Genomic DNA, 24,685 nt, shown 5'->3' with positions numbered 1-24,685 from the left:
ACCGATGCAGCTTGACGAGTACATGTCCTTGGATGCGACTGCCCTGGCCGACCTGGTCGAGCGCAAGCAGGTGACGCCGGCAGAACTCCTCGCGTTGGCACGGCAGCGAGCAGATGCGGTGAATCCACAGTTGAACGCGATCGTCCGCCGTCTCGGCGACGTGGCGGACCGCCAAGCCGCCGACCCGGACCTGCGCGGACCGTTTGCCGGTGTGCCCTTCGTGATCAAAGACCTTGCCCAGGAGTATCGCGGCTTTCCGACCTCGAGCGGTTCCCGGTCGCTGGCCAACGACGTGGCCGAGCGGCACGCCCTGGTGACTCAGCGGTTCCTGGACGCGGGACTGGTGATCTTCGCGATGACCAACACCCCCGAGTTCGGGGCCAAGGGCGTGACGGAATCGGATTACTGGGGGCCCGCCCGCAACCCGTGGGACACCGCGCACACTCCCGGCGGCTCATCGGGCGGATCAGGGGCGGCGGTCGCCGCCGGGATCGTCCCGGCGGCCGGGGCCAACGACGGTGGCGGATCGATACGCATCCCCGCCGCCTGCAACGGGCTCGTCGGCCTCAAGCTCAGCCGGGGGCTGTCGCCCTACGGCCCGCAGACCGGCGAGCCGATGTTCGGGATGGTGACCCAGGGTGTCGTGTCGCGCACCGTGCGCGACACCGCCGCCTTGTGCGACGCGATCGTCGGCCGCGATCCGCATGGCGCCTACGAAGTCGCCCTCCCGCAAGGCGCTTTCGCCGACCACATCAAGCGTCATCCCGGCGCGCTCCGGATCGGGTACTCGTGGTCCTCGGCGATCAACCCACATCCCGACCGAGAAGCCATCGCCGCGGTTGAACGGGCGGTGTCGCTCCTCACCGATCTGGGGCACCGGGTCGAGGAGGTTTCCCCGCCGTACGACGACGCCGCCCTGGCGCGCGACTTTCTCACCATCTGGTTCGCGCAGCTCTATCAGCACGTCGCCGACGCCAGGCAACGCACCGGTGCCGGCGACCGCGATTTCGAGGCCGACACCCTGGCCGTGAGTGAACTCGCCCGATCCACCGGCGTCCTGGCGCCCATTTTTGCGTTGGAAAACAGAAACGATCACATCCGGTCCCTGGCGACGTTCCACGAGACCTTCGATTGCTTGCTGACCCCCACCCTGGCCACGCCGCCCCTGCGTGTCGGCGCCACGGCGACACCGCGCCCCCTACAACGGGTTGCCCGCATCGCCAGCAAGCTGCGCGCGGGAAAAGTCATGGCGCTCAGCGGGATTCTCGAGCAACTGATCCAGGAAAGCCTGGGTTGGGTGCCCTACACGCAACTCGCCAACATCACCGGACGCCCCGCGATCAGCGTGCCCCTGCATTGGACCGACGGCGGGCTTCCGCTCGGTGCGCAGTTGGTGGGGCGGCTGGGCGCGGACGGCGACCTCCTGCAGCTGGCAGCCCAACTCGAGGAAGCCAGCCCGTGGGCTCACCGGTATCCGGCGCCCGGGTGACTAACCTCGCGCGCCGGGCTCATCTCCCGGCGCGTGATCGCCTCGCCACAGCCTGGCGAACCGCTTGGCGACGTCGCCAAGCCGAGTCCCCGCTCGTTGGGAAGCTTTGATCCTGCCGAGAGCCTGTTTCCCCTCCGCGGCATAGTCCTGGACTGTCTCGTCGCCTTCCTCAGCGCGCATCGTTAACCTCCGGTCCTCATCAAGCTGCTTGGATCCGAGCCCGACGCTCGGACGGTTCCGACGGAGTCAAACGCTCCGGCGGCTCTGCCGGCGTGAGCCGTTCAGGTGTCTCGGTCGGCGTCACCCGCTCGGGTGTCTCGCTGGGAGTACCCCGCTCCGGCGGCTCGCTGGTGTCCATAGTTCGCCCTCCGATCGGCTCAGGGTTGCCTACCCGTCGACCCCGGGGATCGAAACGCTTACGGCCTCAACCGCCGCCGCAGCTCAGGGCACTGGTTCCTTGCTGGCCTTGACCGGCGCCGTGCTCGGCGGCAGCTTGAGCAGGTTGCCGCGCAGGCTCCCCCGCGCGGTGCGCACAGCCACCAGCAGCCAGGTGAACAACAGCCCGGCGTACGCGATGGCCGCGGCCAGCCGGAACGCGGGCAGATGGGTGTGACCGGCGAGCTGGGAGGTGCCCGTGACGAAGGTTCCAACCGGGAAGGTGAGGCTCCACCACGTCAGGGCGAACGGCATGCCGCGCCGCAGCGTGCGCACGGTCAGCGCGGTGGCCAACGCGATCCACAACACCGCGAAGCCCCACACCGGAACTCCATAGAGGATCGCGAAGGCATTGAGGTCCTCGGCCAGTTCAGGGTTGACGGCCAGTCCCGCGTTGGCACCCAAAAGCCCAGCGGCAGTGATGGATTGGCCGAGTGGGCCCAGCACGATCCACAGCGTGGGCACGCGCGCGGAACCCGAGGTGCCATACAACGTCAGGCGCGCCCAGATCATCGCGATGATGTTCAGGGAAGCCAGCAACGACAACCCGAACATCGCGTAGCAGCCGAAGAGCATGGTCTCGCGCCCGGTGCCCGCCGACATGTGCGGTAGCAGCAGGGCACCCGTGGCCGCGGTCACCATGGGCGGAACCACCGGCATCAGCCAGCCACCGAAGGCCGCGTCGGGCTCGACGTTGTGCTGGGTGAACATCAAGAACGGAATGCTCACCGCGGTGAACAGCCCGCCCAGCGTTCCCCCGGTCCACAGCACCCAATCCAGGTCGACGGCGATGCGCTCGCCGAGCAGATCCGCGCCGACGGCTACCCCTCCCGCGCCTACCGTCATCAACGCCATCGGCGCGGCGCCGTAGAAGTGTGCCATCTGCGGATTGCGCGCGTGAGTGCGCGCGACGGTGGGGTGACGCAACCAGTGACCCCCGATCAGAATGATCAGCGCCACGAGCAGGACGGCGGCGATCACCCAGACCACTTGGGCGAATGCACGCAACCCGACCACGTGCACGGGCAGGGTCGCGCCGGCGATGGCGACGATCCCGGTGCCCATCACCGAGGCGAACCAGTTGGGCCCGATGTTGCCCAGTACCTCGACCCGGGTCTGCGGCGACGCCGCGCCGCCCGGGTTTGCAATGGCCATAGCTGAGAAACCCTACTTCGCCACGCCGAATCGGGCGGGCAAGCCGCTTACACTCCAACGGTGATGCATCCGGCGCCGACGACGAGGCAGGCATTCAGCAGAGTCCCGGTGAGGGTCGGGCTCGCCGTGGTAGTGGTGCTCGCCGTTCTCGCCATACCCATCAAACAACGATGCGGGGCGCCAGGCTTGTCGTGCGCGACGGCCATGGACCCCCAGGGCAACGTTCACTACTACTACGAGGTCGAACCGCTCGGTGTGTACGTCGCCGAGATCATGACCGGCTCGAACATCACCGTTTTCTACGAATCGGGCGAGGACCTCGTCAAAGCCCGATAGCCGTCGTCGTATCGGCTCGATAACAGGTTCGAATCGGTCCCGTCGGCGGTGTGACGTTGTCGAAACCACCACGCGACGTTGGAGCCAGAACGTGCTGGTCAGGCGAAGATTGCCGCCAGGAACGCATGCCCGGCCCGCCGGGTGGGGCCGGCTCGGGAAGCGTTCTCGATTGGGGCCTTCACAGCAAGCTAACGCATACTTGTCACCATGCTTGAAGTGACATCGCCGCAAACCGCCGTTGCGGTGGCTGGTGATGCGCTGGGTGTGGGCAGAGGTTTGTGATGGCCCGCTCGGGCGGTGCCCATCACCGTCATCGAGCCGTCCGTCAACCCTCACGTTTCCGTAAAGGGCTGACGCGTACCTTGGGCGCGCTGGTGTCCGTGGCGGCGGTGGGGCTGACCGGGGCGGGGTACTACGTGGCCCACGGTGCGCTGGGCGGCATCACCGTTTCGAATGCCCTGCAGCCCGACGACCCCCGGTCCAGCGGCGACGACATGAACATCCTGCTGATCGGGCTGGACTCCCGTAAAGATCAGGACGGCAACGACCTGCCGTGGTCGATCCTGAAGCACCTGCACGCCGGCGATTCCGATGACGGCGGCTACAACACCAACACGCTGATCCTCGTGCACGTCAGCGCCGACAACAAAGTCGTCGCCTTCTCGATCCCGCGCGACGACTGGGTGTCCTTCACCGGGGTGCCTGGCTACAACCACATCAAGATCAAAGAGGCGTACGGCCTCACCAAGCAGTATGTCGCGCAGAAGCTCGCCAATCAGGGCGCCAGCAGCCAGAAAGAACTCGAGACCAAGGGTCGCGAAGCCGGCCGCGCGGCGACGCTACGCGCGGTGCGGAGTCTGACCGGCGTTCCGATCGACTATTTCGCCGAGGTCAATCTGGCCGGGTTCTACGACCTGACCCAAACCCTGGGCGGGGTGGAGGTGTGCCTCAACCATCCCGTCTACGACTCGTATTCGGGTGCCGACTTTCCGGCCGGGCGACAGACGTTGGATGCCTCCCAGGCCCTGTCTTTTGTCCGGCAGCGCCACGGCCTGGATAACGGAGACCTGGACCGCACCCATCGGCAGCAGGCGTTCATTTCGTCGGTGATGCAGGAACTGCAGGCCGCGGGCACCTTCACCAACCTGGACAAGCTTAAGAGCCTCATGGCGGTGGCACGTAAGGATGTGGTGCTGTCGGCCGGTTGGGACGAGGAGATGATCCAGCGGCTGGGTTCGCTGGCCTCCGGCGGCCACGTGGAGTTCCGGACGTTGCCGGTGGTGCGCTACGAGAACATCGACGGCCAGGACGTCAACATCATCGACCCGGCCGCAATCAAGGCCGAGGTGGCCGCGGCGATTGGCGCCTCGCCCACGACCACCACGCCAGCCACCACGGCCGCCAAACCGAGTCCGTCGACCGTCGTCGATGTGATCAATGCCGGCAGCATGAGCGGACTGGCGACCGAGGTATCACGCGCCCTGCAAAACCACGGCTACACCACGGGCCAGACCCGCGACCGCAATTCGGGCGAACCGACCGCGAGCACCGTCGCGTACGGCGCCGGCGCGGAAACCGACGCCGGTAACGTGGCCAAACTGCTCGGCCTCGATGCGCCCAGTCAGCCCGATCCCAGCGTCCAACCCGGACACGTCAGGGTGACCCTGGATACCAATTTCTCGGTGTCGATGGTTGACGACGGCACGACGGACGAGACCGCGACAACCACAACGTCCAGCAAAGCCAAGCCGTATTACTACAACGGCACCACCACGACCTATCCGACGCCCGATCAGGGGAAGCCGATCGACGGCGGCGGCGTGCCGTGCGTTAACTAGCGGCGATCCGTGCGTTAACTAGCGGCGATCGCAAGCGCGGCGAAGCCGGGCGCGGCGGGTCGCCGCCATCGGGCGCGGCGACGGGCTAAGCGTGCGTCCCGCCGTCGATACGAATTTCGGTCCCGGTGATGAACGCGCCGTCCTCGGACACCAGCATGGCGATCACCCCGGCGACCACGGACGGATCGGCCATCCCGGTGCCGCTGGACTCCACCGTGGTCGGCAAAATCGGCATCAACCTCGAAAACAGCGTCCAGTCAGCGTCTTTGGGGATGTATCCGCCGGTCGCGTCGGTGATCCCGGACTTGATGCTGCCCGGGGCCACGCAGACCGCGCGCAAGCCGTCGCGCGCGTATTCGAGCGCCAGTGAATGAGTGAAGGCCTGGATCCCACCCTTGCTCGCCGCGTACGCCGCCATGTAGGGGTGAGCGAAAGAGGCCGAGGTCGAACTGAAGTTGACGATCGCGCTGCGCGGATTCGCCAGCAGCGCCGGAAGCGCTTCGCGCACAACGAGAAACGTCCCGGTCAAGTTGACGCCGACGATCTGGTTCCATAGTTCCAAGCTGGTCTGGTGGGTGTGCGCGGCGCGCAGGATGCCGGCGGCGTTGACCAATGAATCCAGTCCGCCGAGCGTTTCGACGGCCAGGCTCACGCCGTCGATCACCGAGCCTTCGTTGCCCACGTCCATCGGCATGGTGGTGAGGCGCCCGGCGGTCGCGGCCTCGTCCGCGCGGACCCGCGTGGCGTCCAGGCCACCCTCCGCGACGTCGGAGGCCACCACGATGGCACCCTCGTCGAGCAGCCGCAGCGCGGTCGCCTGCCCGATCCCCGACGCGGCGCCGGTCACCAGGACCCGCTTGCCCTCGAGTCGATTCATCTGCCGCTCCCGTCACTAGGCGTGCGTGACCATCATCGTAAGGAGCGGCTCATCCGGGTCTGGGGAAAGGCGTGAGAAAGGGCCCAGAACGGGCACAGTGGAGGCATGGACATCGGATTCATCGGCCTCGGGAAGATGGGCCGCGGCATGGCCGTGAACCTCTTGAAGGCGGGCCACCGCGTCACCGTCTACAACCGCTCCCCCGATAAGGCGGAAGCGCTCGTGCAGCAGGGCGCGGCGGCCGCGCGCAACGTCGCCGACGCGTGCAACGCCGAGGTCGTGTTCACCATGCTGGCCGACGACAGGGCCGTCGAGGGCGTGGCTTTCGACCAAGGTGGCATCGTCGCGTCGCTGGCGCCGGGCACGACGCACGTCTCGTCGAGCACCATCAGCGTCGCCCTCTCCGAGCGCCTGGCCGCCGCGCACGCCGAAGCCGGTCAGCAGTATGCCGCGGCGCCGGTCTTCGGCCGGCCCGACGCGGCCGCGGCCGCAAAGCTTTTCGTCGTCGCGGCGGGTGCGCCACAGGTGCTGCAGCCGTTGTCCCCGTTGTTCGACGCGATCGGGCAGCGGACCTTCGTGGTGTCCGAGCGGCCACACACGGCCAACCTGGTGAAGCTGAGCGGCAACTTCCTGATCGCATCCGCCATCGAATCCGTCAGCGAGGCAGCCGCTTTGGTCGCCAAGGACGGCGTCGACAAGCAGCAGTACGTCGACATCCTCACCTCGACGCTGTTCGCCGCGCCGGCCTACCAGACCTACGGCGGGCTGATCGCGCGCCGGGAGTTCGAGCCGGCCGGCATGGCGGCGACTCTGGGGCTCAAGGATGTGCGGCTGGTGCTCGCCGCCGCAGAGCAGCTCGAAGTGCCGCTGCCGGTGGCCAGCGTGCTGCGCGACCGGCTGCTCACGCTGGTGGCGACCGGCGGCGGGCACCTGGACTGGTCGGCGCTCGCCACGCTCGCCGACCGAGACGCCGGCCTGTTATCAGACGAGTCCGCGTAGCCCGTCGGCGCCGAACGCGGGTTCCAGCATCGCGGAATAGTCCGGGCCGCGCCGCAGCATCAGCCCACCGTCGACGTTGATGACCTGCCCGGTGATGTAGCAGGCGGCATCGCTGAGCAGGAACATCGCCAGATTGGCGACGTCCTCGACCTCGCCGGGCCGTGGCAGCGGCGTGCACGCGCGGTAGTCCTCACTCACCTCGGGCAGGGCGAATACCGGCGCGACCAGATCCGTGCGGATCAGGCCCGGTCGGATGCTGTTGACGCGCACCCAGGACGGGCCGAGTTCGTCGGCGGCCAACTGCATCATGTGGTCGACGGCCGACTTGCTGACCCCGTAGGCGCCGAACCACCGGTGGGTGTTGCTGGCCGCGATCGACGAAATGCCCACAAACGAACCGCCACCGCCGCGGACCAGCTCGCGCGCGACGTGCTTGAGCACGTACATGGTGCCGTTGACGTTCAGGTCGACGGTGCGTCGCCAGCCTTCCGAGTCGATCTGGGTGATTGGCCCGATCGTCTCGGAGCCACCTGCGCAATGCACCGCCCCGTGGAGTTGACCGTGCCAGGCTGTGGCGGCGTCCACCGCGCGGGCGGCCTCGTCCTCGTTGGTGACGTCGGTCGGCTCGTAGCGAATGGAGCCGCTTCCTTCGAGCGCTTCGATCTCGCTGACGGCGCCCGCCAGCCGGTCGGGGTTGCGACCGGCGATCATGACCGAGGCACCGGCCGCGACCAGCCCGGCGGCCACGCCCTTGCCGATTCCGCTGCCACCGCCAGTGACCAGATATGTCCGGTTTTCGAAAGAAAGCTGCACGCGACGCCCTCTCAAACTGAAACAGGTTCTAGATATCGAACCATGCGAAGAACTTGCCGCGGCAACGGGTGCTGGTGACACCCGCCATAGCCAGCCCTGCGAGCGCTACGGCGTATCGCGGCGGGCCACCTGCGTCGGCTTCGCGTTGCGCCAGTCCTCGACGTCGGGCGGCAGGCCGACCGCGTACCTGTTCTCGTTGTGGGCCGCCCAGTGCGCATGCCCCAACTCGTGAATGTGGAACGCGTGACGCAATGCCTCGGTGAATCCCATTGCGTCGGAGGCGGCGTTGACCGAGTCCTTGACGAGCAGCGCCGCCATCGTGGGCCGGTCGGCAATGCGCCGGGCGAATTCCAGCGTCTTTTCGGCCAGCTCGTCGACCGGGAACACCTTGGACACCATGCCAAGCCGATAGGCTTCGTCGGCGTCGAGCGCATCGCCGGTCAGCAGCAGCTCTTTGGCCTTACGGGGACCGAATTCCCAAGGGTGAGCATAATATTCGACGCCCGGCATCCCCAAGCGCACCGCGACCACATCACTGAACTTGGCGTTGTCGGCGGCCACGATCAGATCGCACGCCCAGATCAGCATCAGTCCCGCGGAGATCGCGTTGCCCTGCACCTGGGCGATGGTGATTTTGCGCAAATCCCGCCAGCGGCAGGTGTTTTGGAAGAAGTAGTGCCACTCCTGCAGGTAGATCTTCTCCGCGATCGGATCGCGGGTCCCGCCGTTGATGCGGAAGCTCGGAAGCTGGCTGCGCTCGGCGATCGCCAACTCGGAGCCCAGATCGTGGCCCGCGGAGAAGTTGCGGCCGCGCGCCGCCAGGATCACCACGCGCACGGTGTCGTCGGCCTCGGCGCGCACAAACGCCTCGTCGAGCTGAACCAGCATGCCGCGGCTTTGCGCGTTGTGGGCATCGGGCCGGTTGAGCCATATCCGCGCGATGCGACCCTCGTCGAGGGTTTCGTAGCTCACCAACTCCTCGGCATCGGCATTGCCCGTCTGAGCACCGGCTTGCTCTGAGACTGTCATTCGGCCCACCTCACTCGTTGTCAGGTCCGACATCGTTACACATTACGGCCAGTCTGTAAGTGGGTCATCGGTGGGTGGCTGAGCCGTCCGGCCGCTTGTCGAGCGGCAGCAGGCGATGGTCTCGGGTGAACGCCAGGCGGACGAGTCCGAGTCCGACGACGACGGTGGTGGCCGCCACCGAACCCAGGATCAAGAACATCACGACAGCCTGGACCAGCACGGCCTGCACCGGATGCACGCCGGCGAGGATGAGCCCCGTCATGGCGCCCGGGAGGAACACCAGGCCGGTGGCTTTCGTGGTTTCGATCTGCGGCGATATCGCGGACCGCAACGCGGTCCGCAGGTACGGGGCAGCGGCCTGACGAGAAGGTTGCCCGAGGGCAAGCCTGGCTTCCACCTCGTCGCGTTTGTCGCGCAACTCGTCGACCAACCGCCGGGCCACCAACACCGTGGCGGTCATCGAGTTGCCGATCATCATCCCGGCGACCGGCACCAGGGTCCGCGCCTGCAGGGGGAACACCCGCAGCCCGAAAATCACCCCGAGGGTGATGACCGCCGCGGCGGCGAACGCGGCGATCGTCAGCGGCGCCAGTCGCGGCACCTCCGGTGCCCTGCGGCGGGCGACGTCCCCGGCGTAGGCCACCATGCCGGCCACCCACGCCCACGACCACCACAGGGAACGGCCGGGCTCGAACAGCAACGTCAGCGCGCCGCCCACGAGCAGCAACTGGGCCAGGGCGCGGGCCGCCGCCCAAACCAGTTGCCGCTGCAGCCCCAACCGCTGCCACAGTGAAATCGCCGCTGCGAACGCCACCAGGATCAGCGACGCCGCCAGGCCCAGCCAGCCGACCTGGCCGTTCATCACGCCACCGACCCGACCGGGCCGAGCCCGAGGCTGCGGCCCCGCCCGATCTGCAGGACCCGGTCAGCGGCGCGCTCGACCTGCGCCGAGTCGTGAGTGACCCACAGCGCGGGGATCCCGTCGGCCGCCAGGTCACGCACGGCACGCTCGATCACCCCGACGGCTTCGGAGTCGACGGCGGAGGTGGGTTCGTCGAGCAGCAACACCTGCGGCTGTGCCATCAGCGTGCGCGCCAGGCAGATGCGCTGCGCTTCCCCGCCCGACAGCGCGGTGGCGTCGCGGTCCAGCCACGATCCGGTCAAACCCACCCGGGCCAGGGTGTCCCGCATCCGTGCATCGGATGCGTCGGGGTCGGCCACCCGCAGATTGTCAGCCACCGTCCCCGGGAACGGCGTCGGACGCTGGAAACACATGCCCACCCGGCGCCGCAGCCACAGGGGATCGATGCCGGCGACGTCCTTGCCGTAGAACGACACCGTGCCGCTCGTCGGCACCTCGAGTCGATTGCACAGTCGAAGCAGGGTCGATTTGCCCGATCCCGACGGTCCGAACACGGCCGTCACCCCCCCGGCCCGGAATGGCGGCGGTCAGGCCGTCCAACGCCCGCACTCCCTGCCGCTCTACCACCACGTCGAGGAACTCGAACATCAAGTCCTCACCCACCTGCCCATCCTGCATCACCTACAGTTAAGTCATGGCTACGAAATCTGACCCTGGCGAAATCGGCGACGTCGAACCGGTTGCCGACAGCACCGCGAGCCAGGCCAGGCGAGTCGTCGCGGCATATGCGAACGACGCCGACGAGTGCCGCGTCTTCCTGTCCATGCTCGGCATTGGGCCCGCAAAACTCGACGCGTAAATGGCTCCCGGGAACGGGCACGACTCGAAGACGCCACCCTTCGGAAACTCCGACTTCGTGGTGGTCGCCAACCGGCTGCCCGTAGACCAGGAGCGGCTTCCAGACGGCACCACGGCGTGGAAGCGCAGCCCCGGCGGGCTGGTGACCGCGCTGGAGCCGCTGCTGCGTCGCCGGCGTGGCGCGTGGGTCGGCTGGGCGGGCATCGCCGAGGAAGAGATCGATTTCGCTGACGAGCCCATCGTCCAGGAGGACCTCGAGCTCCGACCGGTGCGGCTGAGCGCCGACGACATCGCCCAGTACTACGAGGGTTTCTCGAACGCCACACTGTGGCCGCTGTACCACGACGTCATCGTCAAACCGATCTACCACCGCGAATGGTGGGAACGCTACGTCGAGGTCAACCGGCGCTTCGCCGAAGCCACCTCCCGCGCCGCCGCCGAGGGCGCGACGGTGTGGGTACAGGACTACCAACTGCAGCTGGTCCCCAAGATGCTGCGTGAACTGCGGCCCGACCTGACCATCGGCTTCTTCCTGCACATCCCCTTCCCACCGGTGGAACTGTTCATGCAGCTGCCGTGGCGCACGGAGATCATCGAGGGCCTGCTGGGCGCCGACTTGGTGGGCTTCCACCTGGCCGGGGGCGCCCAGAACTTCCTGTTCCTGTCCCGGCGACTGATCGGCGTCAACACCTCCCGCGGATCCGTCGGAGTGCGCTCGCGGTACGGGGAGGTCGAGCTCGCTTCGCGCGTGGTCCGGGTGGGCGCCTTCCCCATCTCCATCGATTCCAGCTCGCTCGACCAGGCCGCCCGCGACCGCGACATCAGGCGCCGCGCCCGGGAGATCCGGGCCGAGCTGGGCAACCCCCGCAAGGTGCTGCTCGGCGTCGACCGGCTCGACTACACCAAGGGCATCGATGTGCGGCTGAAGGCCTTCTCGGAGCTGCTCGCGGAAGGCCGTTCGAAAGGCGACGACACCGTGCTGGTCCAGCTCGCGACGCCGAGCCGCGAACGCGTGGAGAGCTACCAGATTCTGCGCAACGAGATTGAGCGCGAGGTTGGCCATATCAACGGCGAATACGCGGAGGTCGGCCATCCGGTGGTGCACTACTTGCACCGCCCGGTCCCCCGCAACGAATTGATCGCATACTTCGTGGCCGCCGACGTCATGCTGGTCACCCCCCTGCGCGACGGCATGAACCTGGTGGCCAAGGAGTACGTCGCCTGCCGCAGCGACCTCGGCGGTGCGCTGGTGCTGTCCGAATTCACCGGCGCCGCAGCCGAACTCCGGCAGGCCTACCTGGTCAACCCGCACGACCTCGACGGCGTCAAAGACGCGATCGAAGCGGCCCTCAACCAGCCCGTCGAGGAGGGCCGGCGCCGGATGCGGGCGATGCGCCGCCAGGTGCTCGCCCACGACGTCGACCGCTGGGCGCGGTCATTCCTCGACGCGTTGGCGGAGCCGCGTCCGCAGGATGCCAAGTAGGCCGCCCGAACCCATGGTGTTGCCGCGCAAACGCTGTGATACTCGATGGATCGGTGCAGGGGAAGGTCGGAAAGGGAGGGCACTGTGAAGTTCCGTCGCGGGTTGGCCGCTGGCGCAGGCATCTTCTCGGCAGTCGCCATCGGAATCGCGCTGGACTCCGGTGACCCGGCCCACGCGGTCGGACCGCCGCCGGACGGCAACTACAACTACAACGAGGCGGGGGTCTCCGGGGTGACCTGGACGATCTCGGCCCTGTGCGACCAGCCGTCCGGAACCCGAAACATGAATGACTATTCCGACCCGATCGTCTTCGCGATGAACTGCGCCCTGAACATCGTGAGTTCGACGAACGAGCGGATCACCGCCGCGGACAAGGCACAAAACTTCAGCGGTAGGGCTCGAATGTCCAGCATGCTGTGGACCTTCAAAGTCGAGAAATCGGACGGCGTTTCGTGTCCGGGCGGCGGCACCGCACCGTCCACCGAAACCTACGCGTTCAGCGACGAGAACATGAGCGGCACCCACACCAGCCTGCACGGCCCCGTCTGTGGGATGCAGCCGGAGATGAAGAAGCAACCGTTCTCGCTCCAGCTGGCCGGGCCCCCGCCCAGCCCCGTCGAACGTTATCCGTTGTACTGCAACGGCATTGCGATGTGTTACTAGGACCTGCTGTTAGATCGGCGTGATGTAGGCGATCAGCCATTGCTTGCCGATCTTCTTGTAGTCCACCCGTAACCGGCTGCCATCGTAGAGCGGCTGGCGTGATTTGTCGGTCACGGTGCGGTTCATATAGACCATCAGCGATGCCGAATCACGCTTGGCTGACATGATTCCCACGCCCACAACGCTGGCCTGGACGACCACCTCACGCTTCTTGGCCTCCGGAATGATCTGCGCGTTGGCGCTTTTCCGGAACTCCTGGCGATAGTCGGGCGTCAACAGCGGGTACGCATCGCTCAGGCTGCGTTCCACCGTCTGATAGTCGTAGGCGAAGACCTCGGGAATCTCCTTGGTAGCCAAGCCCGGAAGCATCGCCCGGGCCGCCTCCTCGCCGCACGTCTGTACCCGCCCCCAGTAGAACCAGCCGGCCGCCGCGGACAACCCGACGAACACCACAACCAGGAGGTAGCCCGCGACGACGAGCAGCCAGCGCCGCCACCGCATCAATTACCCCCGTTGGGATACTTCAGGTCGTAGCCCGTCATCCGACCCTGCTCGTCCTCGTGCACGATCACCCGCAGGCGATAGGGCATGGAGGGCTTGTTCACGCCGTCGATATCGGCCACCGTGACCCGCACCGAAACGAGCACGGACGCGTTGTCGGTGACGGTGTCGATGCCCTCCAGCGCGGCGCCGTTGATGACGGCTTCCGACGTCGCATTGGTGGAGCGGAAGATGCCCTTGAGGTTCTCGATGTTGTTGTTGGCGCCGAGCATTCCGCGCAGCGGCCCGCTGGTGCCGTTGTAGAAACGGTTCACGCTCTCGTCGATGGTGTCCTGCTTGTAGCTGAACATGTTGACCACCGTCTGGGTGGCGGTGTCGACGAAACGCTGATCGCGCGCCTGTTGGGCGTTGGCGTGCCGTTGCTGCACGACGAGCACGGCCAGGCAACCGGCCAGCGCGCCGATGCCCAACAGCGCGGCCGCCAACGAGATCCCGGCCACCAGGACGCGGTGCGGCCGCCGCCGCGGCGGCGGCTTGACCGACTTGAGGGCCCTGGCGGGCTTGGCCGGCTGCGACGGCGCGGCATCGACCTGCACCGTGGCGGCCGCATTCGCCTCGCCTTTCGCGGGGCCGGCCGCGCGGGAGGCCCGACGACGAACGCGCGGACTGTTCGTTGGCTCGTCTGCCACTACATCGGCCTCGGATCAAGCATCAGGTCCACCCAATTCTCGGCACTCGACGCGCCGCTAGTACCGGCCGCGAAAATACCAGTGCCGCCGGCCGGGTCCTTGAACGCGCCGGTCTTCTCGTCATAGGTGGCGTAGGCCGGCCCGCTGGCCTGCGGCTGCGAGCCAGGTGGCGGCCCCCACGGCTTCTCCGGTCCCGGGCCCGGCGGCGGAGGATTGATCCCTTCCGGCGGCGCCGGCGGTGGCAGCCACTTGGGATACGGCAGCTGCGGCGGCACGGGCGGAACCCCAGGCGGCTGCCACGACGTGAAGGGCGGTGGCGGCCCGTTGTCGTTTGGCGGCGGCGGGTCAAATGCCGGCTGCTTGTTCGGCAGCGGGCCGGGCCCGGGCGCCACACCAGGAGGGGGCGGCCCGACGATGGGTGTGCCGGGATCCGGCTCTGCGCCCGGCGGGATGTATGGGAACTTGTTGGGCGGCAACACGTTCAACCCGTTGGTCACCGGAGTGTCGTAGGGCACTGGCGGACCACGCCACGGGTTGCGGCCAACGGGAACGTAGCCCTTCGGGTCGCGGCAGAGCTGAACCGTCGGCGCCCGTTTGCCCGGGAATTCCTGGCACGGATAGTTGCGCGCGCCCCGAACCGTGCTCGGGTCGTTCTGGGCGACCTTGCAGTACATGTCCCTCGGCAGCTCGCGCACGGTCTCGTCGGCCGGCGTGCGCATCAACGGCGGTGGCAGGAAGCCGACGGCACACGGCGGCGGGTCGTTCAGGTCGAGCTTGAAGTCCAGCTTGGCGCCCTCGTCCTGGGGCATGCCGCCGGCGGCCGTGGTGATCGCGGCGAACAGCGCCGGCAGCACGACCAGCAGCTGCTCGATCGACTTGTGGTAGATGACTCCCACCCGGCCCAGGTTGGCCAGGCTGGCGGCCAGCGCCGGGAAGGACGGACGGATGCCGGAGAACGCGGTGCTGGCCTCGTCGGTCGCCCCCGGGGCGGTGGCCAGCGTCGAACGCAGCTCTGGGTCGGCCTGGCGCACCTCGGAGGTGAACCGCGCCAGCCCGTCGGACAGCGACTTGATGTCGGCGCCGGCGCGAATCTGTGCTTGCAGGAACGGGCCGGCCTGGTCGATCAACTGCGAGGCTTGCGGATAATTCGCGTTGGCCTCGTCCACCAGCAACCGGGCGGACTCGAACAGCCGGGCCAGTTCGGGGCCCGACCCGTTGGTCGCGATGAACGTCTCATGCAGCAGCTCGCGCAACCGGGTGTCGCCCAGGCTGTTGGTCAGGGCCTCCGCCCGCTTCAATAGATCGGCGACATCCTGGCCGATCCGGGTGTTCTGCCGCTCGATCCGAAACCCGTTGTGCAGCTTCGTCGTTGCTGGTGCGCTCGGCGGCACCAGGTCGATGTATTGCTCACCGACGGCCGACACGCTCTTGATGGTGGCGGTGACGTTCGACGGGATGGCCGTGCCGCTGTTCAGCCGCATCCCGGCGGTGACGCCATTGGGGTTGAGGCCCACCGATTCCACCCGGCCGACGGCGACGCCACGATAGGTGACGTTGGCGTTCTTGTACAGGCCGCTGCCGGCGACGAAATCGGCTGTTCCCGCGTAGGTTCCAAGGCCGAACGCGGCGGGCAACCGAAGGTAGAAGATCGCCATCACGGTCAATGTGATGGCGGTGATCACCGCGAATATCCACAGCTGGATCCTGGTGAGTCTGTCGTGCATCTGCGTCCGCCCCCTACTGTCCTGAAGCCGTGCCGGGCGGAATCTTGAATGGGTCGGCCGCCTGTCCGGACAGGTTGGCCAGTTCGCCGACCAAAAAGTCGGGCGGATTGAGGATCTCGTTCATGTGGGCCATATTCGGGTCGAAATACGCCGTGGTGAAGAATGTTTCACCGAGCCGGCGCAGCGTGAGGTCGAAGGTGGTGAACACGTTGAGGTAGTCGCCGCGCACCGCATTCTTGATCCCGAAGTTGGGGAAAGGGAACGTCAGCAAGAGCTGCAGCGACGTAACGAAGTTCTTCCGGTTGTCGTTCAACGCCTTGGCGGCCGCGTACAGGTCCTTGAGGTCGGCGGCGAAGTCCACCTTGGTTTTTGCCAGCACATACGAGGTCACCGTCGCCAGTTTCTTGAGCGCGGAGAACGCCTCGACGATGTGGTCGCGGTTCTTGTTCAGCACGCGAATCGCGTCGGGTAGCGTGTCCAGCGCCCGGCCCAGGTTGTCCTTGTCGCGCGCCAGGCTCGCCGAGAATCGGTTCAAGCCGTCGACCGCGTCGATGATGTTATTGACCTGCCGGTTGAGTCCGGCGGTCAGTTCCGCCAGCCGGGGAACCAGGTCGACGAACTGGTCTTGCCGGCCGGCGACGGCCTGATAGGTCTCGTCGGTGATCTCTTCCAGGGCACCGACATTGCCCTTGTTCACCACGACGCCGAGGGCCGACAGCACCTCCTCGGTGGTGGGGTAGCGGCCGGTGTTGGACTCGGAGATCTTCGACCCGTCGGTCAGTTGGCCGACGGCGGGCTTGCCCTTCGGGCGGGCCAGGTCGATGTGCATCGAACCCAGCAGCGACGTCTGGGCGACCGTCGCCGTCGAGTTGGCCGGCAGCACGACGTTCTTGTCCAACGCCAATTTCACTGCCGCATAGAAAGAACCGTCGGAGCGCTGCACGGCCTGAATGCCGGCGACACTGCCGACGGTGACGTCGTCGACCATGACCGGCGAGTTCTGCGGCAGCGTCGCCACGTCGGGCAGGTCGACGGTGATCGAGTAGGCGCCGCCGCCATGACCGGCGGTGCCTGGCATCGACAGCGAGTTCAGCCCGCCGTATTGGCAGCCGGCCAGCAGCACACTGCCCGCCGCTAAAGCGCTGCCGCGCAACCACATTCGGTTCATTTAGCCGCCCCCTCCGCCAGCAGGCGACGGCGGTGCAGGCGCCTGGCCTGGCGGCGGTCCCGGTAGCGGCCCGAAGGCGCTCCCCGCGGTAGGACCGGGCGCGGGTCCGGCATTACCCAAGGCCGGCGCCGGACCGGGCGCCTGGCCGGTCTGCGGGGCCGTCGGGACAAGCAGGGCCTGCAGATCCGCCGGGTTCTGGGCGGCGGGTGGCGCCTTGGCACCGTTGGCCGGGACCCAGGTGAGCTCGGGGACTGGAGTCGCCGACTTGGCTTGGGTTTCCGGGGTGTCATAGATGATCTGGCCCTTGTAGGCCGTGATCGTGTTGAGCGGGTGGAACATGATCGGCGGGTAGTTCACAGTGAGCCGGCGCAGCACCGGTCCCAGCCGTTCACGGCACAGCTCGGCGCGCTTGAAGTAGTCGGGCGCGCGTGGCCCGGCCGCCGTTTCGAAGGATCCACCGCAGATGAACTGCACCGGGTTGGCGAATTCCGGGATCGACAACAGGCCGTTGAGCGTGCCCTGCGCCGGGTCATAGATGTTGTAGAAGTTCGCGATGCCGGGGCCCGCCACGTGCAGCACCTGCTCGATGTTGTCGCTTTGGTCGCTCAGCGTCTTCGCGAAGTCGTTGAGGTTGTTGACCGTATCGATGATGGTCGAGTTGTTCTCGTGCAGAAACCCGCGGATGTCGGAGAGTGCCTTGTTGAGTGTGCCCAGGGTGGTGTCGAGGTGGCGCGAGCTGTCGGCGAGCACCTGGGACACCGAGGCGACGTTTCCGGCGAACTGCACGATTTGTTCGTTACTCGCCGAGAGCGCGTTGACCAGAACCTGAAGGTTCTTGACCGTGCCGAAGATGTCACTGCGTGAATCCCCCAGCCGCCCAGCGGCTTGCGAGAGTTCGCGCAGGGCGTTGTGGAAGGACTCGCCGTTGCCGTTCAACGTGTCCGCCGCCTGGTTGATCGCCCGGCCCAAGGGTCCCTGCATCGATCCCGTGGTGGGACCGAGCTGCACGGCCAATTTGGTCAGCGACTCTTTGACCTCGTCCCACTCCACCGGAACCCCGGTGCGGCCGAGGCCGATGCTGCCGCCGTCGGGCAGCACCGCACCGCCGGTGTACGCCGGTGTCAGCTGAATGAACCGCGCCGACACCAGGTTCGGCGACATGATGATGGCCTGGGCGTCCTTCGGGATCTTCACGTCCTTGGACACCGACATGGTGATCTTGACGTCGGTGGGCCGCGGCTCGATAGTGTCGACCTGGCCCACCGGAACCCCGAGGACGCGGACCTGGTCGCCGGGGTACAGCCCGACGGCGGACGTGAAGTAGCCGACGATACTGCGCGTATTGCCGGTTGACGACAGCACATACACGCCGCCCACCAGCGCCGCGATGAGCGCGATGGCGGTGCTGTAGCGCAGCCCTCGACTGCCGGCGATCCGCTGCATCATGGCGACTTCGGCCTGATGATCCAGCGTTCCTGGATTAAGCCGCGCAGGTAATCGGCGAGACTGGCGGGCATCTTGCCGGGCTGGTAGAAGAAATCGAACATCGTCGCGACCAGCGGCGCCGGTAGGACACCGTAGACGTTGACGTTGAATCCCGGTCCGGACCCGACGACCTCACCCAGCTCGGTGGCGTAGGTCGGCAGCCGCTTGAGGGCCTCGGTGATGTAGTCGCGGCGCTCGTTGAGATTGGTCAGCACGTCGTTGAGCTTGCTCAGCGCCGGGCCGAACTCCTTACGGTTGTCGGCGACGAAGCCGGAAATCTGTGCCGACAGGCCCTGAATCCCCGAAATCAGCCGGCCGAGGGCGGCGCGCCGCTCGTCGAGCGCGGCGAACAACTCGTTACCGTCGTCGATCAATTTGTTGACTTGGTCGGCGCGCTGAGACAGCACACCCGTCACGGACTTCGCATGCGCCAGAAGGCTTTGCAGCGCCTCGTCACGGCGGTTCAGGGTGCGCGACAGCGTCGTCACACCGTCGAGCGCACCGCGCAGTTCGGGAGTCGCGTCGTGCAGCGTGTCGGTCAAGACATTCAACGCCTGCTCGAACTGAGGCTTGTTCAGGTTGTTGGCGTTTTGACCCAGATCCTCCAGCGCGCCGGCGAGCGTGTAGGGCGTAGTCGTGCGACTCAGCGGGATCGTGGTTCCCCTGCCGGTGCCGGCCGGCGTCACTGCGATGGAGCGCTCACCGAGGATGGTGTCGGTGCGGATCGCGGCAAGCGACTGATCCCCGACGGCGACATGGCGGTCCACGCTGAAGCTGATCTTGGCGCTGTCTCCAGCCAGGCCGACCGACGTCACCTTCCCGACCTTGAAGCCTGAGACATACACCGCGTTACCGGGATTGATACCGCCGGCGTCAGAGAAATAGGCGTCGTAGATCTTTCCCTGCGGCCAAAACGGTAATGCCGCGTAGCCGAATGCGATGAGCATGACGCACACCACCAGCACCACCCCGAAGATGCCGGTGCGCAGCGGATCGCGCTCACGCTTTGCGTTACTTGGCAAAAGCGCACCTCCCCTTGCTGGGATCCACCTGGCCACCAAGGGGCAGCAGAATGTCGCTGCCGGCTGGGCCGTTGATCTTGATTGTCACGGAGCAGAAGTAAATGTTGAAGAACGACCCGTATGCACCCAGCGCAGCCAGCCGCAGATAATCCTCGCCCAGCTGCTCGATGTCGTTGTTGACCTCGGCCTTGCGGTTGTCCAGTTCGGTCGCCAGCGGCCGGGTGTTTTCCAGGATGCCTTGCAGCGGCCGGCGTGAATTCTGCAGCAGCTCGGTCAGATCCGTCGTCGTCGAGGCAAGCGGAGGGATAGCGCCCGCAATGTCGTCCTTGTTCTTGGCCAGCCCGCTGATCAGTTGCTGCAACTGGTCCACACTGGTCGAGAATTGGGCGCTGCGCTGATCGACGGTCTTGAGCACCGTATTGAGGTTGTTGATCACGTCACCGATGAGTTGGTCACGCTGGCCCAGCGCCGACGAGAACGCGCTGGTGTCGGCCAGCACGTTGGACAACGCGCCGCCCTGCCCTTGCAGCAATTCGATGACGGCGCTGCTGATCGTGTTGACTTTGTCCGCGTCCAGGCCTTTGAGCACCGGCCGCAGGCCGCCCAGCAGCGCATCGAGATCCAGCGCGGGCTGGGTGTGTTGGGCGTTGATCGTCCCGCCCGGAGGCAGCTTCCGCAGCTCTCCCGGGCCCGAGGTGACCTCCAAATACCGGTCACCGACCAGGTTTTCGTAGCGGACCACCGCGCGCGTGGAGGAATAGAGCGTATAACGCTTGTCGATTTCGAACGAGACGTCGATGGTGTTGTCCGGGTTGAGCTTCACGCCGGACACCGCACCGACCGGCACGCCGGCGATGCGTACCTTCTGGCCCGCCTTCAACCGCGACACATTGGTAAACGTTGCGTGGTAAGTGCTTTCGGGGCCGAACCGGAAGTCGCCGAAGACCACCACCAGTCCCGCGGACACGAGCAGCATGGCCACCGTGAAGATGCTGACCTTGATCATCATCGAGCGGTGCGTCGGCATATCCCCGGCCGCCATCAGAAGTCGTCCCGTTCCGCGAAGGCGCCGTGGAACAAGAACTGCAGCGTCGAAGGCGCGTCAAACTGCAGTTCCGTGAACGGCTCGTACGGAATATTGGCGTTGTCGGTGACCAGGAACGGGGAGCGGAAGAACGACCCGCCGGTCTGCTTGGTCGGAATGTCCGGCAGCCCGCGGCAGTTCGGACCGCCGGAGGCGTTGACGATCGGCAGGGACTCGGGGTACGTGTACGACGGCGCGCCCAGCACGAAGCTCGACGACGTGAACAAACCGGCTTTGACGGTACCGATCAGCGGGGCATATTCCTTGATACCGCGCTCGATGCCGGCGAACAGGCAGCCGAATTCCGGTGAATAGTCGGCGGTCACTTTCAGGGGCGCCCGCAGCCGGTTGATCGCGTCGATGAAGTTTTGTTCGGCCGGCTCCAACGTCTCGTAGGCGTTGTTGGCCAGGCCGATCGTGGCCAACAGCGTGTCGTTCAGGTTGTTCTGCTGGTCGACGACGGTCTTGTTGATTGTCGGCAGGTTGTCGAAGACGGTGTTGAGATCGGGAGCGGCGTCGGCGTAGATGTTCGCGACCACCGCCGCCTTACGGAAGTCCTCCTGCAGCGCGGGCAGCTTCGGGTTCGTCTGGCGCGTCAGCGTGTTCAGGCCCGACAGGATGCCGCCGAAGTCGTCGCCGTGACCGCGCAGACCTTCGGACAGCGCGCTCAACGTCCCGTTGAGTTCGACCGGGTCGATCTTGTGCAGCAGGTCGATCAGCGACTGGAACAAGGTGTTGACTTCAAGCTGCACCGCCGAGGCCGCGACGTGCGCGTCCGGGCGCAGGGAGGTCGGCGAAGGGTTCTGCGGCGGAAGGAATTCCACCGACTTGGCGCCGAAGATGGTGTTCCCCGCGATATGCACCGTCACATTGGACGGGATGAAGTGCATGTCGTTGCTGTTGATGCTCAGCGTCAGCCGCGCCTGGTCACCGGAGTAGTCGATGGTTTCGACCTTGCCGATTTGGATGCCGCGATACTTGACCTTGGCGCCCTTTTCCAGCACCAGCCCGGCCCGGGGAGCCGAGACCGTAACCGTGTCGATCGAAGCGAAAGCCGCTGTGTAGGAAAGGTAAGTCACGGCGGCGAACGCCAAAATCAGGCTGGCAAGCACTGCGGCCGCCAGCCGGACGGGGGTACGTCGCGTTCCTGTTTCTGCCATGTTCCTTAAGCGGTCCTCTTACCCGGAGAGGTTGAAGTTGCCGGACGCGCCGTAAACGGCGAGTGAGATGAACAGGGTGATGACGACGACAACAATCAGCGAGGTCCGCACAGCCTGGCCGACCGCGATGCCGACGCCGACCGGTCCGCCGCTGGCGTTGTAGCCGTAATAGGTATGGACGAGCATCACCGCGATAGACATGACGATCGCCTGCAGGAACGACCACAGCAGGTCCGACGGTATGAGGAACGTATTGAAGTAGTGGTCGTAGAGGCCCTTGGACTGCCCGTTGATGTACACCGTGGTGAAGCGCGCGGCGAAGAACGCGGCCAGCACCGACAGTGAATACAGCGGGATGATTGCGATGAGTCCGGCGATCAGCCGGGTGGACACCAGGTAGGAAACGGATTCCACCGCCATGCATTCGACCGCGTCGATCTCTTCGGACACTCGCATGGCGCCCAGTTGCGCGGTGGCACCGGCACCGATGGTGGCCGCCAGCGCGATGCCGGCGATCACCGGCGCGACCACGCGGACGTTGAGAAAAGCCGACAGGAAGCCGGTCAGCGCCTCGATGCCGATGTTGCCCAGCGACGAGTATCCCTGCACGGCGATGACCCCGCCGGAGGCCAATGTCAGGAAGGCCGCGACGCCGACCGTGCCGCCGATCATGACGAGCGCCCCAGCGCCCATTGTCATTTCGGCGATCAACCGGACCGTCTCCTTGCGGTACTTGGTGATCGCGTGAGGGACATGACGCACCGTTTGCCCGTAGAACAAGGCCTGCTCACCGAAGTCGTCGACCGGCTCCTGTAACCGGGAGGCGAGGGTGCGCAACCGGTAGGTGACGTCGTAGCTCATCGAGTACTCACTTCGCCGAGATTCGCACGCCGATGGCTGTCATCACCACATTGATGACGAACAGACAGATGAACGCGTAGACGACCGTTTCATTGACCGCATTGCCGACGCCCTTGGGTCCGCCCTTGACGGTCAGGCCGCGATAACAGCCGACCAACCCGGCCATTACGCCGAACAGGAGGGCCTTGACCTCGGCGAGCACCAGCTCGCGCAGCCCGGTCAGCACGGTCAACCCGTTGATGAACGCACCCGGATTGACGCCCTGCAGAAAAACGGAGAAGACGTAGCCACCGGATAAACCGATGGCGCACACCAAGCCGTTGAGCAAGAGCGCGACGACAGTGGATGCCAGCACCCGGGGTACCACGAGTCGATGGATCGGGTCGATGCCGAGCACCCGCATCGCGTCGATTTCTTCGCGGATGGTGCGCGCACCGAGGTCGGCGCAGATCGCGGTGGCACCGGCACCCGCCACGACGAGCACGGTCACCACCGGACCCAACTGGGTGATGGTGCCGAATGCCGTTCCGGCGCCAGACAAGTCGGCGGCCCCGATTTCGCGCAGCAGAATATTGAGGGTGAACGCCACCAGCACGGTGAACGGGATGGATACCAGCAGCGTCGGGACCAGCGACACGCGCGCGATCATCCACGTCTGTTCCAAGAATTCGCCCAATTGGAACGGCCGGCGAAAAGTCTCGCGGCCGGTGTCGAGCATCATTTCGAAGAACCCGCCGACGGCGCGAGCGGGAACCGAAAGTTGTTCAATCAACTCGGCTCCCCCTCGGCTGCTCGCGGCGAAGTCTGTGCGTCGCCTTAGCGGTGTCTTCCGTCGCATGCGGCTCGGTGTGAGCCGGATCATATTAACTCAGAACAAGTTAATGGTGTCAATGAACAGCATTGCTTTGTCTAAAACGTTAATTTGCCAGGTCAGACGCACTTGCGTCATTCCAAATTGACACACGTTCTACACGCTGATTCCCCCCCGTGCTAAGTAACCTCACACAGTTACTACCCCATAAGCCCGACCGCGGAAAAGTTCCGCTCCGGATCACGCCCAGCAAAGTACTCCTGCAGCGTTGCGCTCAGTTGCCCGGGCTCCCAGGCCGGTCCCTCAGCGCTGAATCTATGCTCCGCGGTCGGCGCCGCGACCAGTGTTACCTGGGGCCCGTAAACAATGAACACCTGGCCGTTGACTTCGGCCGCCGCCGGAGATGACAAGAACTTGACCAGACTGACCACGTGCTCGGGCGACAGCGGGTCGATCCCGCCCGCCTCCACTTCCGGTGCGGCACCGAAGACGTCGGCCGTCATGGCGGTGCGGGCGCGCGGACAGATCGCGTTGGCGCACACGCCGTAGCGGCCCAGCGCCCGCGCGGCCGTCAGCGTGAGCGAAATGATGCCGGCCTTGGCGGCGCCGTAGTTGGCCTGCCCCACCGGGCCGACCAACCCCGCCTCGGACGCGGTGTTGACCAGGCGGCCGAAGACGGTTCCCCCCGCGTCCTTGGCCTTGGAGCGCCAGTAGGTGGCCGCGTTCCGGGTCAGCAGGAAGTGGCCGCGCAAGTGCACCGCGATCACCAGATCCCACTCCTCGTCGGACATGTTGAACAGCATCCGGTCGCGGGTGATCCCCGCGTTGTTGACCACGATGTCCAGTCCACCGAGCCCGTCGGCCTGGGCGACCAGCTCGTCGGCGGTTGCGCGCTCGCTGATGTCGCCGGCCACCGCGACGGCCTTGGAGCCGGCCGTGTTGATCTCGTCGATGACGTCGGAGGCATCGAGGGCCGCGGCGATGTCGTTGACGACCACGGTGGCGCCGAGCCGGGCCAGGCCAAGCGCCTCGGCCCGCCCCAGTCCCGCGGCGGCACCGGTCACCACCGCGACCTTTCCGGAGAGATCGGTCGCGTTCGTGCTGCTAGTCAATTTATGAATACCTCTAGTTCCTGGTGGCGCACTTCAGTCTTCGCGCTGCAGCGCCGCGCGCGGGCACTCGGCGATGGCCCGCTCGGCAAGCTGTTCCTGATCGGCGGGAATCGGGTCGAGCTTCACGACGGCGTAATCGTCGTCGTCCAGGTCAAAGATGTCCGGCGCGATACCCATGCACACTGCGTTTCCTTCACACCGGTCACGGTCGACGATCACCCGCACAGCACC

General features: G+C 66.3%; 25 protein-coding genes and 1 pseudogene. 7 read left to right on the top strand and 19 right to left on the bottom strand.

Annotation, left to right across the window (positions count from 1 at the left end; genetic code table 11):
- Window positions 1-4: 4 nt before the first annotated feature.
- The gene (locus AWC17_RS26860; protein WP_085165481.1) at window positions 5-1,489 is read left to right on the top strand and encodes an amidase; all 1,485 of its coding nucleotides are present in this window, start codon (window positions 5-7) and stop codon (window positions 1,487-1,489) included.
- Here AWC17_RS26860 and AWC17_RS34050 read toward each other — a convergent pair whose 3' ends face one another.
- The gene (locus AWC17_RS34050; protein WP_046186281.1) at window positions 1,490-1,669 is read right to left on the bottom strand and encodes a hypothetical protein; all 180 of its coding nucleotides are present in this window, start codon (window positions 1,667-1,669) and stop codon (window positions 1,490-1,492) included.
- A 261-nt stretch (window positions 1,670-1,930) separates the two neighbouring features.
- On the bottom strand, window positions 1,931-3,079 hold the full coding sequence (locus tag AWC17_RS26850; protein WP_046186282.1) for a TDT family transporter: 1,149 nt from the start codon (window positions 3,077-3,079) through the stop codon (window positions 1,931-1,933).
- Between the two features lie 63 nt (window positions 3,080-3,142).
- On the opposite strand from AWC17_RS26850, the gene AWC17_RS26845 reads away from it, so the two are divergent.
- Together AWC17_RS26845 and AWC17_RS26840 are read left to right on the top strand one after the other, a co-directional pair.
- Window positions 3,143-3,415 (top strand): hypothetical protein, encoded by a 273-nt coding sequence (locus AWC17_RS26845; RefSeq protein WP_046186283.1) that lies wholly within the window; start codon window positions 3,143-3,145, stop codon window positions 3,413-3,415.
- A gap of 281 nt (window positions 3,416-3,696) precedes the next feature.
- Window positions 3,697-5,253 (top strand): LCP family protein, encoded by a 1,557-nt coding sequence (locus AWC17_RS26840; RefSeq protein WP_141224806.1) that lies wholly within the window; start codon window positions 3,697-3,699, stop codon window positions 5,251-5,253.
- An 85-nt stretch (window positions 5,254-5,338) separates the two neighbouring features.
- On the opposite strand, the gene AWC17_RS26835 is transcribed toward AWC17_RS26840, so the two are convergent.
- Window positions 5,339-6,130, bottom strand: a complete 792-nt coding sequence (locus AWC17_RS26835) for an SDR family NAD(P)-dependent oxidoreductase (protein WP_085165479.1) — start codon at window positions 6,128-6,130, stop codon at window positions 5,339-5,341.
- A gap of 105 nt (window positions 6,131-6,235) precedes the next feature.
- Here AWC17_RS26835 and AWC17_RS26830 point away from each other — a divergent pair, with 105 nt between their 5' ends.
- Window positions 6,236-7,129, top strand: a complete 894-nt coding sequence (locus AWC17_RS26830) for an NAD(P)-dependent oxidoreductase (protein ID WP_085165477.1) — start codon at window positions 6,236-6,238, stop codon at window positions 7,127-7,129.
- Here the strand turns inward: AWC17_RS26830 and AWC17_RS26825 are convergent.
- The 4 genes and pseudogenes from AWC17_RS26825 to AWC17_RS26810 all read right to left on the bottom strand — a co-directional run bounded on the left by AWC17_RS26825 (window position 7,112) and on the right by AWC17_RS26810 (window position 10,511).
- On the bottom strand, window positions 7,112-7,942 hold the full coding sequence (locus AWC17_RS26825; protein WP_085165476.1) for an SDR family oxidoreductase: 831 nt from the start codon (window positions 7,940-7,942) through the stop codon (window positions 7,112-7,114). The genes AWC17_RS26830 and AWC17_RS26825 overlap by 18 nt on opposite strands.
- A 105-nt stretch (window positions 7,943-8,047) precedes the next feature.
- Window positions 8,048-8,971, bottom strand: a complete 924-nt coding sequence (locus tag AWC17_RS26820; protein WP_046185185.1) for an enoyl-CoA hydratase — start codon at window positions 8,969-8,971, stop codon at window positions 8,048-8,050.
- Between the two features lie 64 nt (window positions 8,972-9,035).
- Window positions 9,036-9,833, bottom strand: coding sequence for an ABC transporter permease (locus AWC17_RS26815; RefSeq protein WP_046185179.1), 798 nt, complete (start codon window positions 9,831-9,833; stop codon window positions 9,036-9,038).
- Window positions 9,833-10,511: pseudogene (locus tag AWC17_RS26810) on the bottom strand (ABC transporter ATP-binding protein). Before AWC17_RS26810 ends, AWC17_RS26815 begins: the two are co-directional and overlap by 1 nt.
- A gap of 16 nt (window positions 10,512-10,527) precedes the next feature.
- Between AWC17_RS26810 and AWC17_RS32315 the strand changes: the two are divergent.
- From AWC17_RS32315 to AWC17_RS26800, 3 genes are all read left to right on the top strand, one after another.
- Window positions 10,528-10,692: a hypothetical protein gene (locus tag AWC17_RS32315; RefSeq protein ID WP_102419489.1), complete on the top strand. Its 165-nt coding sequence runs from the start codon at window positions 10,528-10,530 to the stop codon at window positions 10,690-10,692.
- Window positions 10,693-12,174 carry an alpha,alpha-trehalose-phosphate synthase (UDP-forming) gene (locus AWC17_RS26805; protein ID WP_047321905.1) on the top strand — a complete coding sequence of 494 codons (1,482 nt, stop codon included), beginning with the start codon at window positions 10,693-10,695 and terminating at the stop codon, window positions 12,172-12,174.
- 84 nt (window positions 12,175-12,258) lie between these two features.
- Window positions 12,259-12,837 carry a hypothetical protein gene (locus AWC17_RS26800; RefSeq protein ID WP_046185177.1) on the top strand — a complete coding sequence of 193 codons (579 nt, stop codon included), beginning with the start codon at window positions 12,259-12,261 and terminating at the stop codon, window positions 12,835-12,837.
- 9 nt (window positions 12,838-12,846) lie between these two features.
- On the opposite strand, the gene AWC17_RS26795 is transcribed toward AWC17_RS26800, so the two are convergent.
- The 12 genes from AWC17_RS26795 to AWC17_RS26740 all read right to left on the bottom strand — a co-directional run bounded on the left by AWC17_RS26795 (window position 12,847) and on the right by AWC17_RS26740 (window position 24,679).
- Window positions 12,847-13,338 (bottom strand): mammalian cell entry protein, encoded by a 492-nt coding sequence (locus AWC17_RS26795; protein WP_085165474.1) that lies wholly within the window; start codon window positions 13,336-13,338, stop codon window positions 12,847-12,849.
- The gene (locus tag AWC17_RS26790; RefSeq protein ID WP_085165472.1) at window positions 13,338-14,027 is read right to left on the bottom strand and encodes a mammalian cell entry protein; all 690 of its coding nucleotides are present in this window, start codon (window positions 14,025-14,027) and stop codon (window positions 13,338-13,340) included. Before AWC17_RS26790 ends, AWC17_RS26795 begins: the two co-directional genes overlap by 1 nt.
- Entirely contained in the window at window positions 14,027-15,751 is a 1,725-nt protein-coding gene (locus AWC17_RS26785) for a virulence factor Mce family protein (protein WP_085165470.1), read from the bottom strand. The genes AWC17_RS26790 and AWC17_RS26785 overlap by 1 nt, the downstream gene beginning before the upstream one ends.
- 13 nt (window positions 15,752-15,764) lie before the next feature.
- Complete coding sequence (locus tag AWC17_RS26780) at window positions 15,765-16,919, bottom strand: MCE family protein (protein WP_085165468.1); 1,155 nt, start codon at window positions 16,917-16,919, stop codon at window positions 15,765-15,767.
- Window positions 16,920-18,365 (bottom strand): virulence factor Mce family protein, encoded by a 1,446-nt coding sequence (locus AWC17_RS26775; protein ID WP_047321909.1) that lies wholly within the window; start codon window positions 18,363-18,365, stop codon window positions 16,920-16,922.
- Window positions 18,362-19,426, bottom strand: coding sequence for a virulence factor Mce family protein (locus AWC17_RS26770; protein ID WP_141224805.1), 1,065 nt, complete (start codon window positions 19,424-19,426; stop codon window positions 18,362-18,364). The genes AWC17_RS26775 and AWC17_RS26770 overlap by 4 nt, the downstream gene beginning before the upstream one ends.
- Entirely contained in the window at window positions 19,416-20,468 is a 1,053-nt protein-coding gene (locus tag AWC17_RS26765) for a virulence factor Mce family protein (RefSeq protein ID WP_046184754.1), read from the bottom strand. The genes AWC17_RS26770 and AWC17_RS26765 overlap by 11 nt, the downstream gene beginning before the upstream one ends.
- Complete coding sequence (locus tag AWC17_RS26760; protein ID WP_046184753.1) at window positions 20,468-21,670, bottom strand: MCE family protein; 1,203 nt, start codon at window positions 21,668-21,670, stop codon at window positions 20,468-20,470. Before AWC17_RS26760 ends, AWC17_RS26765 begins: the two co-directional genes overlap by 1 nt.
- An 18-nt stretch (window positions 21,671-21,688) precedes the next feature.
- A complete protein-coding gene (locus AWC17_RS26755) occupies window positions 21,689-22,531 on the bottom strand; it encodes an MlaE family ABC transporter permease (protein ID WP_046184752.1) in 843 nt (280 codons plus the stop codon).
- 7 nt (window positions 22,532-22,538) lie between these two features.
- Window positions 22,539-23,303 carry an MlaE family ABC transporter permease gene (locus AWC17_RS26750; protein WP_046184751.1) on the bottom strand — a complete coding sequence of 255 codons (765 nt, stop codon included), beginning with the start codon at window positions 23,301-23,303 and terminating at the stop codon, window positions 22,539-22,541.
- A gap of 239 nt (window positions 23,304-23,542) precedes the next feature.
- Window positions 23,543-24,454 carry a 3-oxoacyl-ACP reductase gene (locus AWC17_RS26745; RefSeq protein WP_046184750.1) on the bottom strand — a complete coding sequence of 304 codons (912 nt, stop codon included), beginning with the start codon at window positions 24,452-24,454 and terminating at the stop codon, window positions 23,543-23,545.
- Window positions 24,455-24,487: 33 nt separating this feature from the next.
- Window positions 24,488-24,679, bottom strand: a complete 192-nt coding sequence (locus AWC17_RS26740) for a ferredoxin (protein WP_046184757.1) — start codon at window positions 24,677-24,679, stop codon at window positions 24,488-24,490.
- Window positions 24,680-24,685 lie beyond the last annotated feature (6 nt).

Source organism: Mycobacterium nebraskense (assembly GCF_002102255.1).
In the GTDB taxonomy this organism is placed as follows: Bacteria; Actinomycetota; Actinomycetes; order Mycobacteriales; family Mycobacteriaceae; genus Mycobacterium; species Mycobacterium nebraskense.
Note: the sequence above shows the minus strand (reverse complement) of the source record. Positions and strands in the feature narration are given on the sequence as shown.

What these genes read in the sequence shown, in the direction of transcription:
- AWC17_RS26860 (WP_085165481.1), top strand. Translation starts at nt 5, where the DNA reads ATGCAGCTTGACGAGTACATGTCCTTGGATGCGACTGCCCTGGCCGAC.
- AWC17_RS34050 (WP_046186281.1), bottom strand. Translation starts at nt 1,669, where the DNA reads ATGCGCGCTGAGGAAGGCGACGAGACAGTCCAGGACTATGCCGCGGAG.
- AWC17_RS26850 (WP_046186282.1), bottom strand. Translation starts at nt 3,079, where the DNA reads ATGGCCATTGCAAACCCGGGCGGCGCGGCGTCGCCGCAGACCCGGGTC.
- AWC17_RS26845 (WP_046186283.1), top strand. Translation starts at nt 3,143, where the DNA reads ATGCATCCGGCGCCGACGACGAGGCAGGCATTCAGCAGAGTCCCGGTG.
- AWC17_RS26840 (WP_141224806.1), top strand. Translation starts at nt 3,697, where the DNA reads ATGGCCCGCTCGGGCGGTGCCCATCACCGTCATCGAGCCGTCCGTCAA.
- AWC17_RS26835 (WP_085165479.1), bottom strand. Translation starts at nt 6,130, where the DNA reads ATGAATCGACTCGAGGGCAAGCGGGTCCTGGTGACCGGCGCCGCGTCG.
- AWC17_RS26830 (WP_085165477.1), top strand. Translation starts at nt 6,236, where the DNA reads ATGGACATCGGATTCATCGGCCTCGGGAAGATGGGCCGCGGCATGGCC.
- AWC17_RS26820 (WP_046185185.1), bottom strand. Translation starts at nt 8,971, where the DNA reads ATGACAGTCTCAGAGCAAGCCGGTGCTCAGACGGGCAATGCCGATGCC.
- AWC17_RS26815 (WP_046185179.1), bottom strand. Translation starts at nt 9,833, where the DNA reads ATGAACGGCCAGGTCGGCTGGCTGGGCCTGGCGGCGTCGCTGATCCTG.
- AWC17_RS32315 (WP_102419489.1), top strand. Translation starts at nt 10,528, where the DNA reads ATGGCTACGAAATCTGACCCTGGCGAAATCGGCGACGTCGAACCGGTT.
- AWC17_RS26805 (WP_047321905.1), top strand. Translation starts at nt 10,693, where the DNA reads ATGGCTCCCGGGAACGGGCACGACTCGAAGACGCCACCCTTCGGAAAC.
- AWC17_RS26795 (WP_085165474.1), bottom strand. Translation starts at nt 13,338, where the DNA reads ATGCGGTGGCGGCGCTGGCTGCTCGTCGTCGCGGGCTACCTCCTGGTT.
- AWC17_RS26785 (WP_085165470.1), bottom strand. Translation starts at nt 15,751, where the DNA reads ATGCACGACAGACTCACCAGGATCCAGCTGTGGATATTCGCGGTGATC.
- AWC17_RS26780 (WP_085165468.1), bottom strand. Translation starts at nt 16,919, where the DNA reads ATGAACCGAATGTGGTTGCGCGGCAGCGCTTTAGCGGCGGGCAGTGTG.
- AWC17_RS26775 (WP_047321909.1), bottom strand. Translation starts at nt 18,365, where the DNA reads ATGATGCAGCGGATCGCCGGCAGTCGAGGGCTGCGCTACAGCACCGCC.
- AWC17_RS26765 (WP_046184754.1), bottom strand. Translation starts at nt 20,468, where the DNA reads ATGGCGGCCGGGGATATGCCGACGCACCGCTCGATGATGATCAAGGTC.
- AWC17_RS26760 (WP_046184753.1), bottom strand. Translation starts at nt 21,670, where the DNA reads ATGGCAGAAACAGGAACGCGACGTACCCCCGTCCGGCTGGCGGCCGCA.
- AWC17_RS26755 (WP_046184752.1), bottom strand. Translation starts at nt 22,531, where the DNA reads ATGAGCTACGACGTCACCTACCGGTTGCGCACCCTCGCCTCCCGGTTA.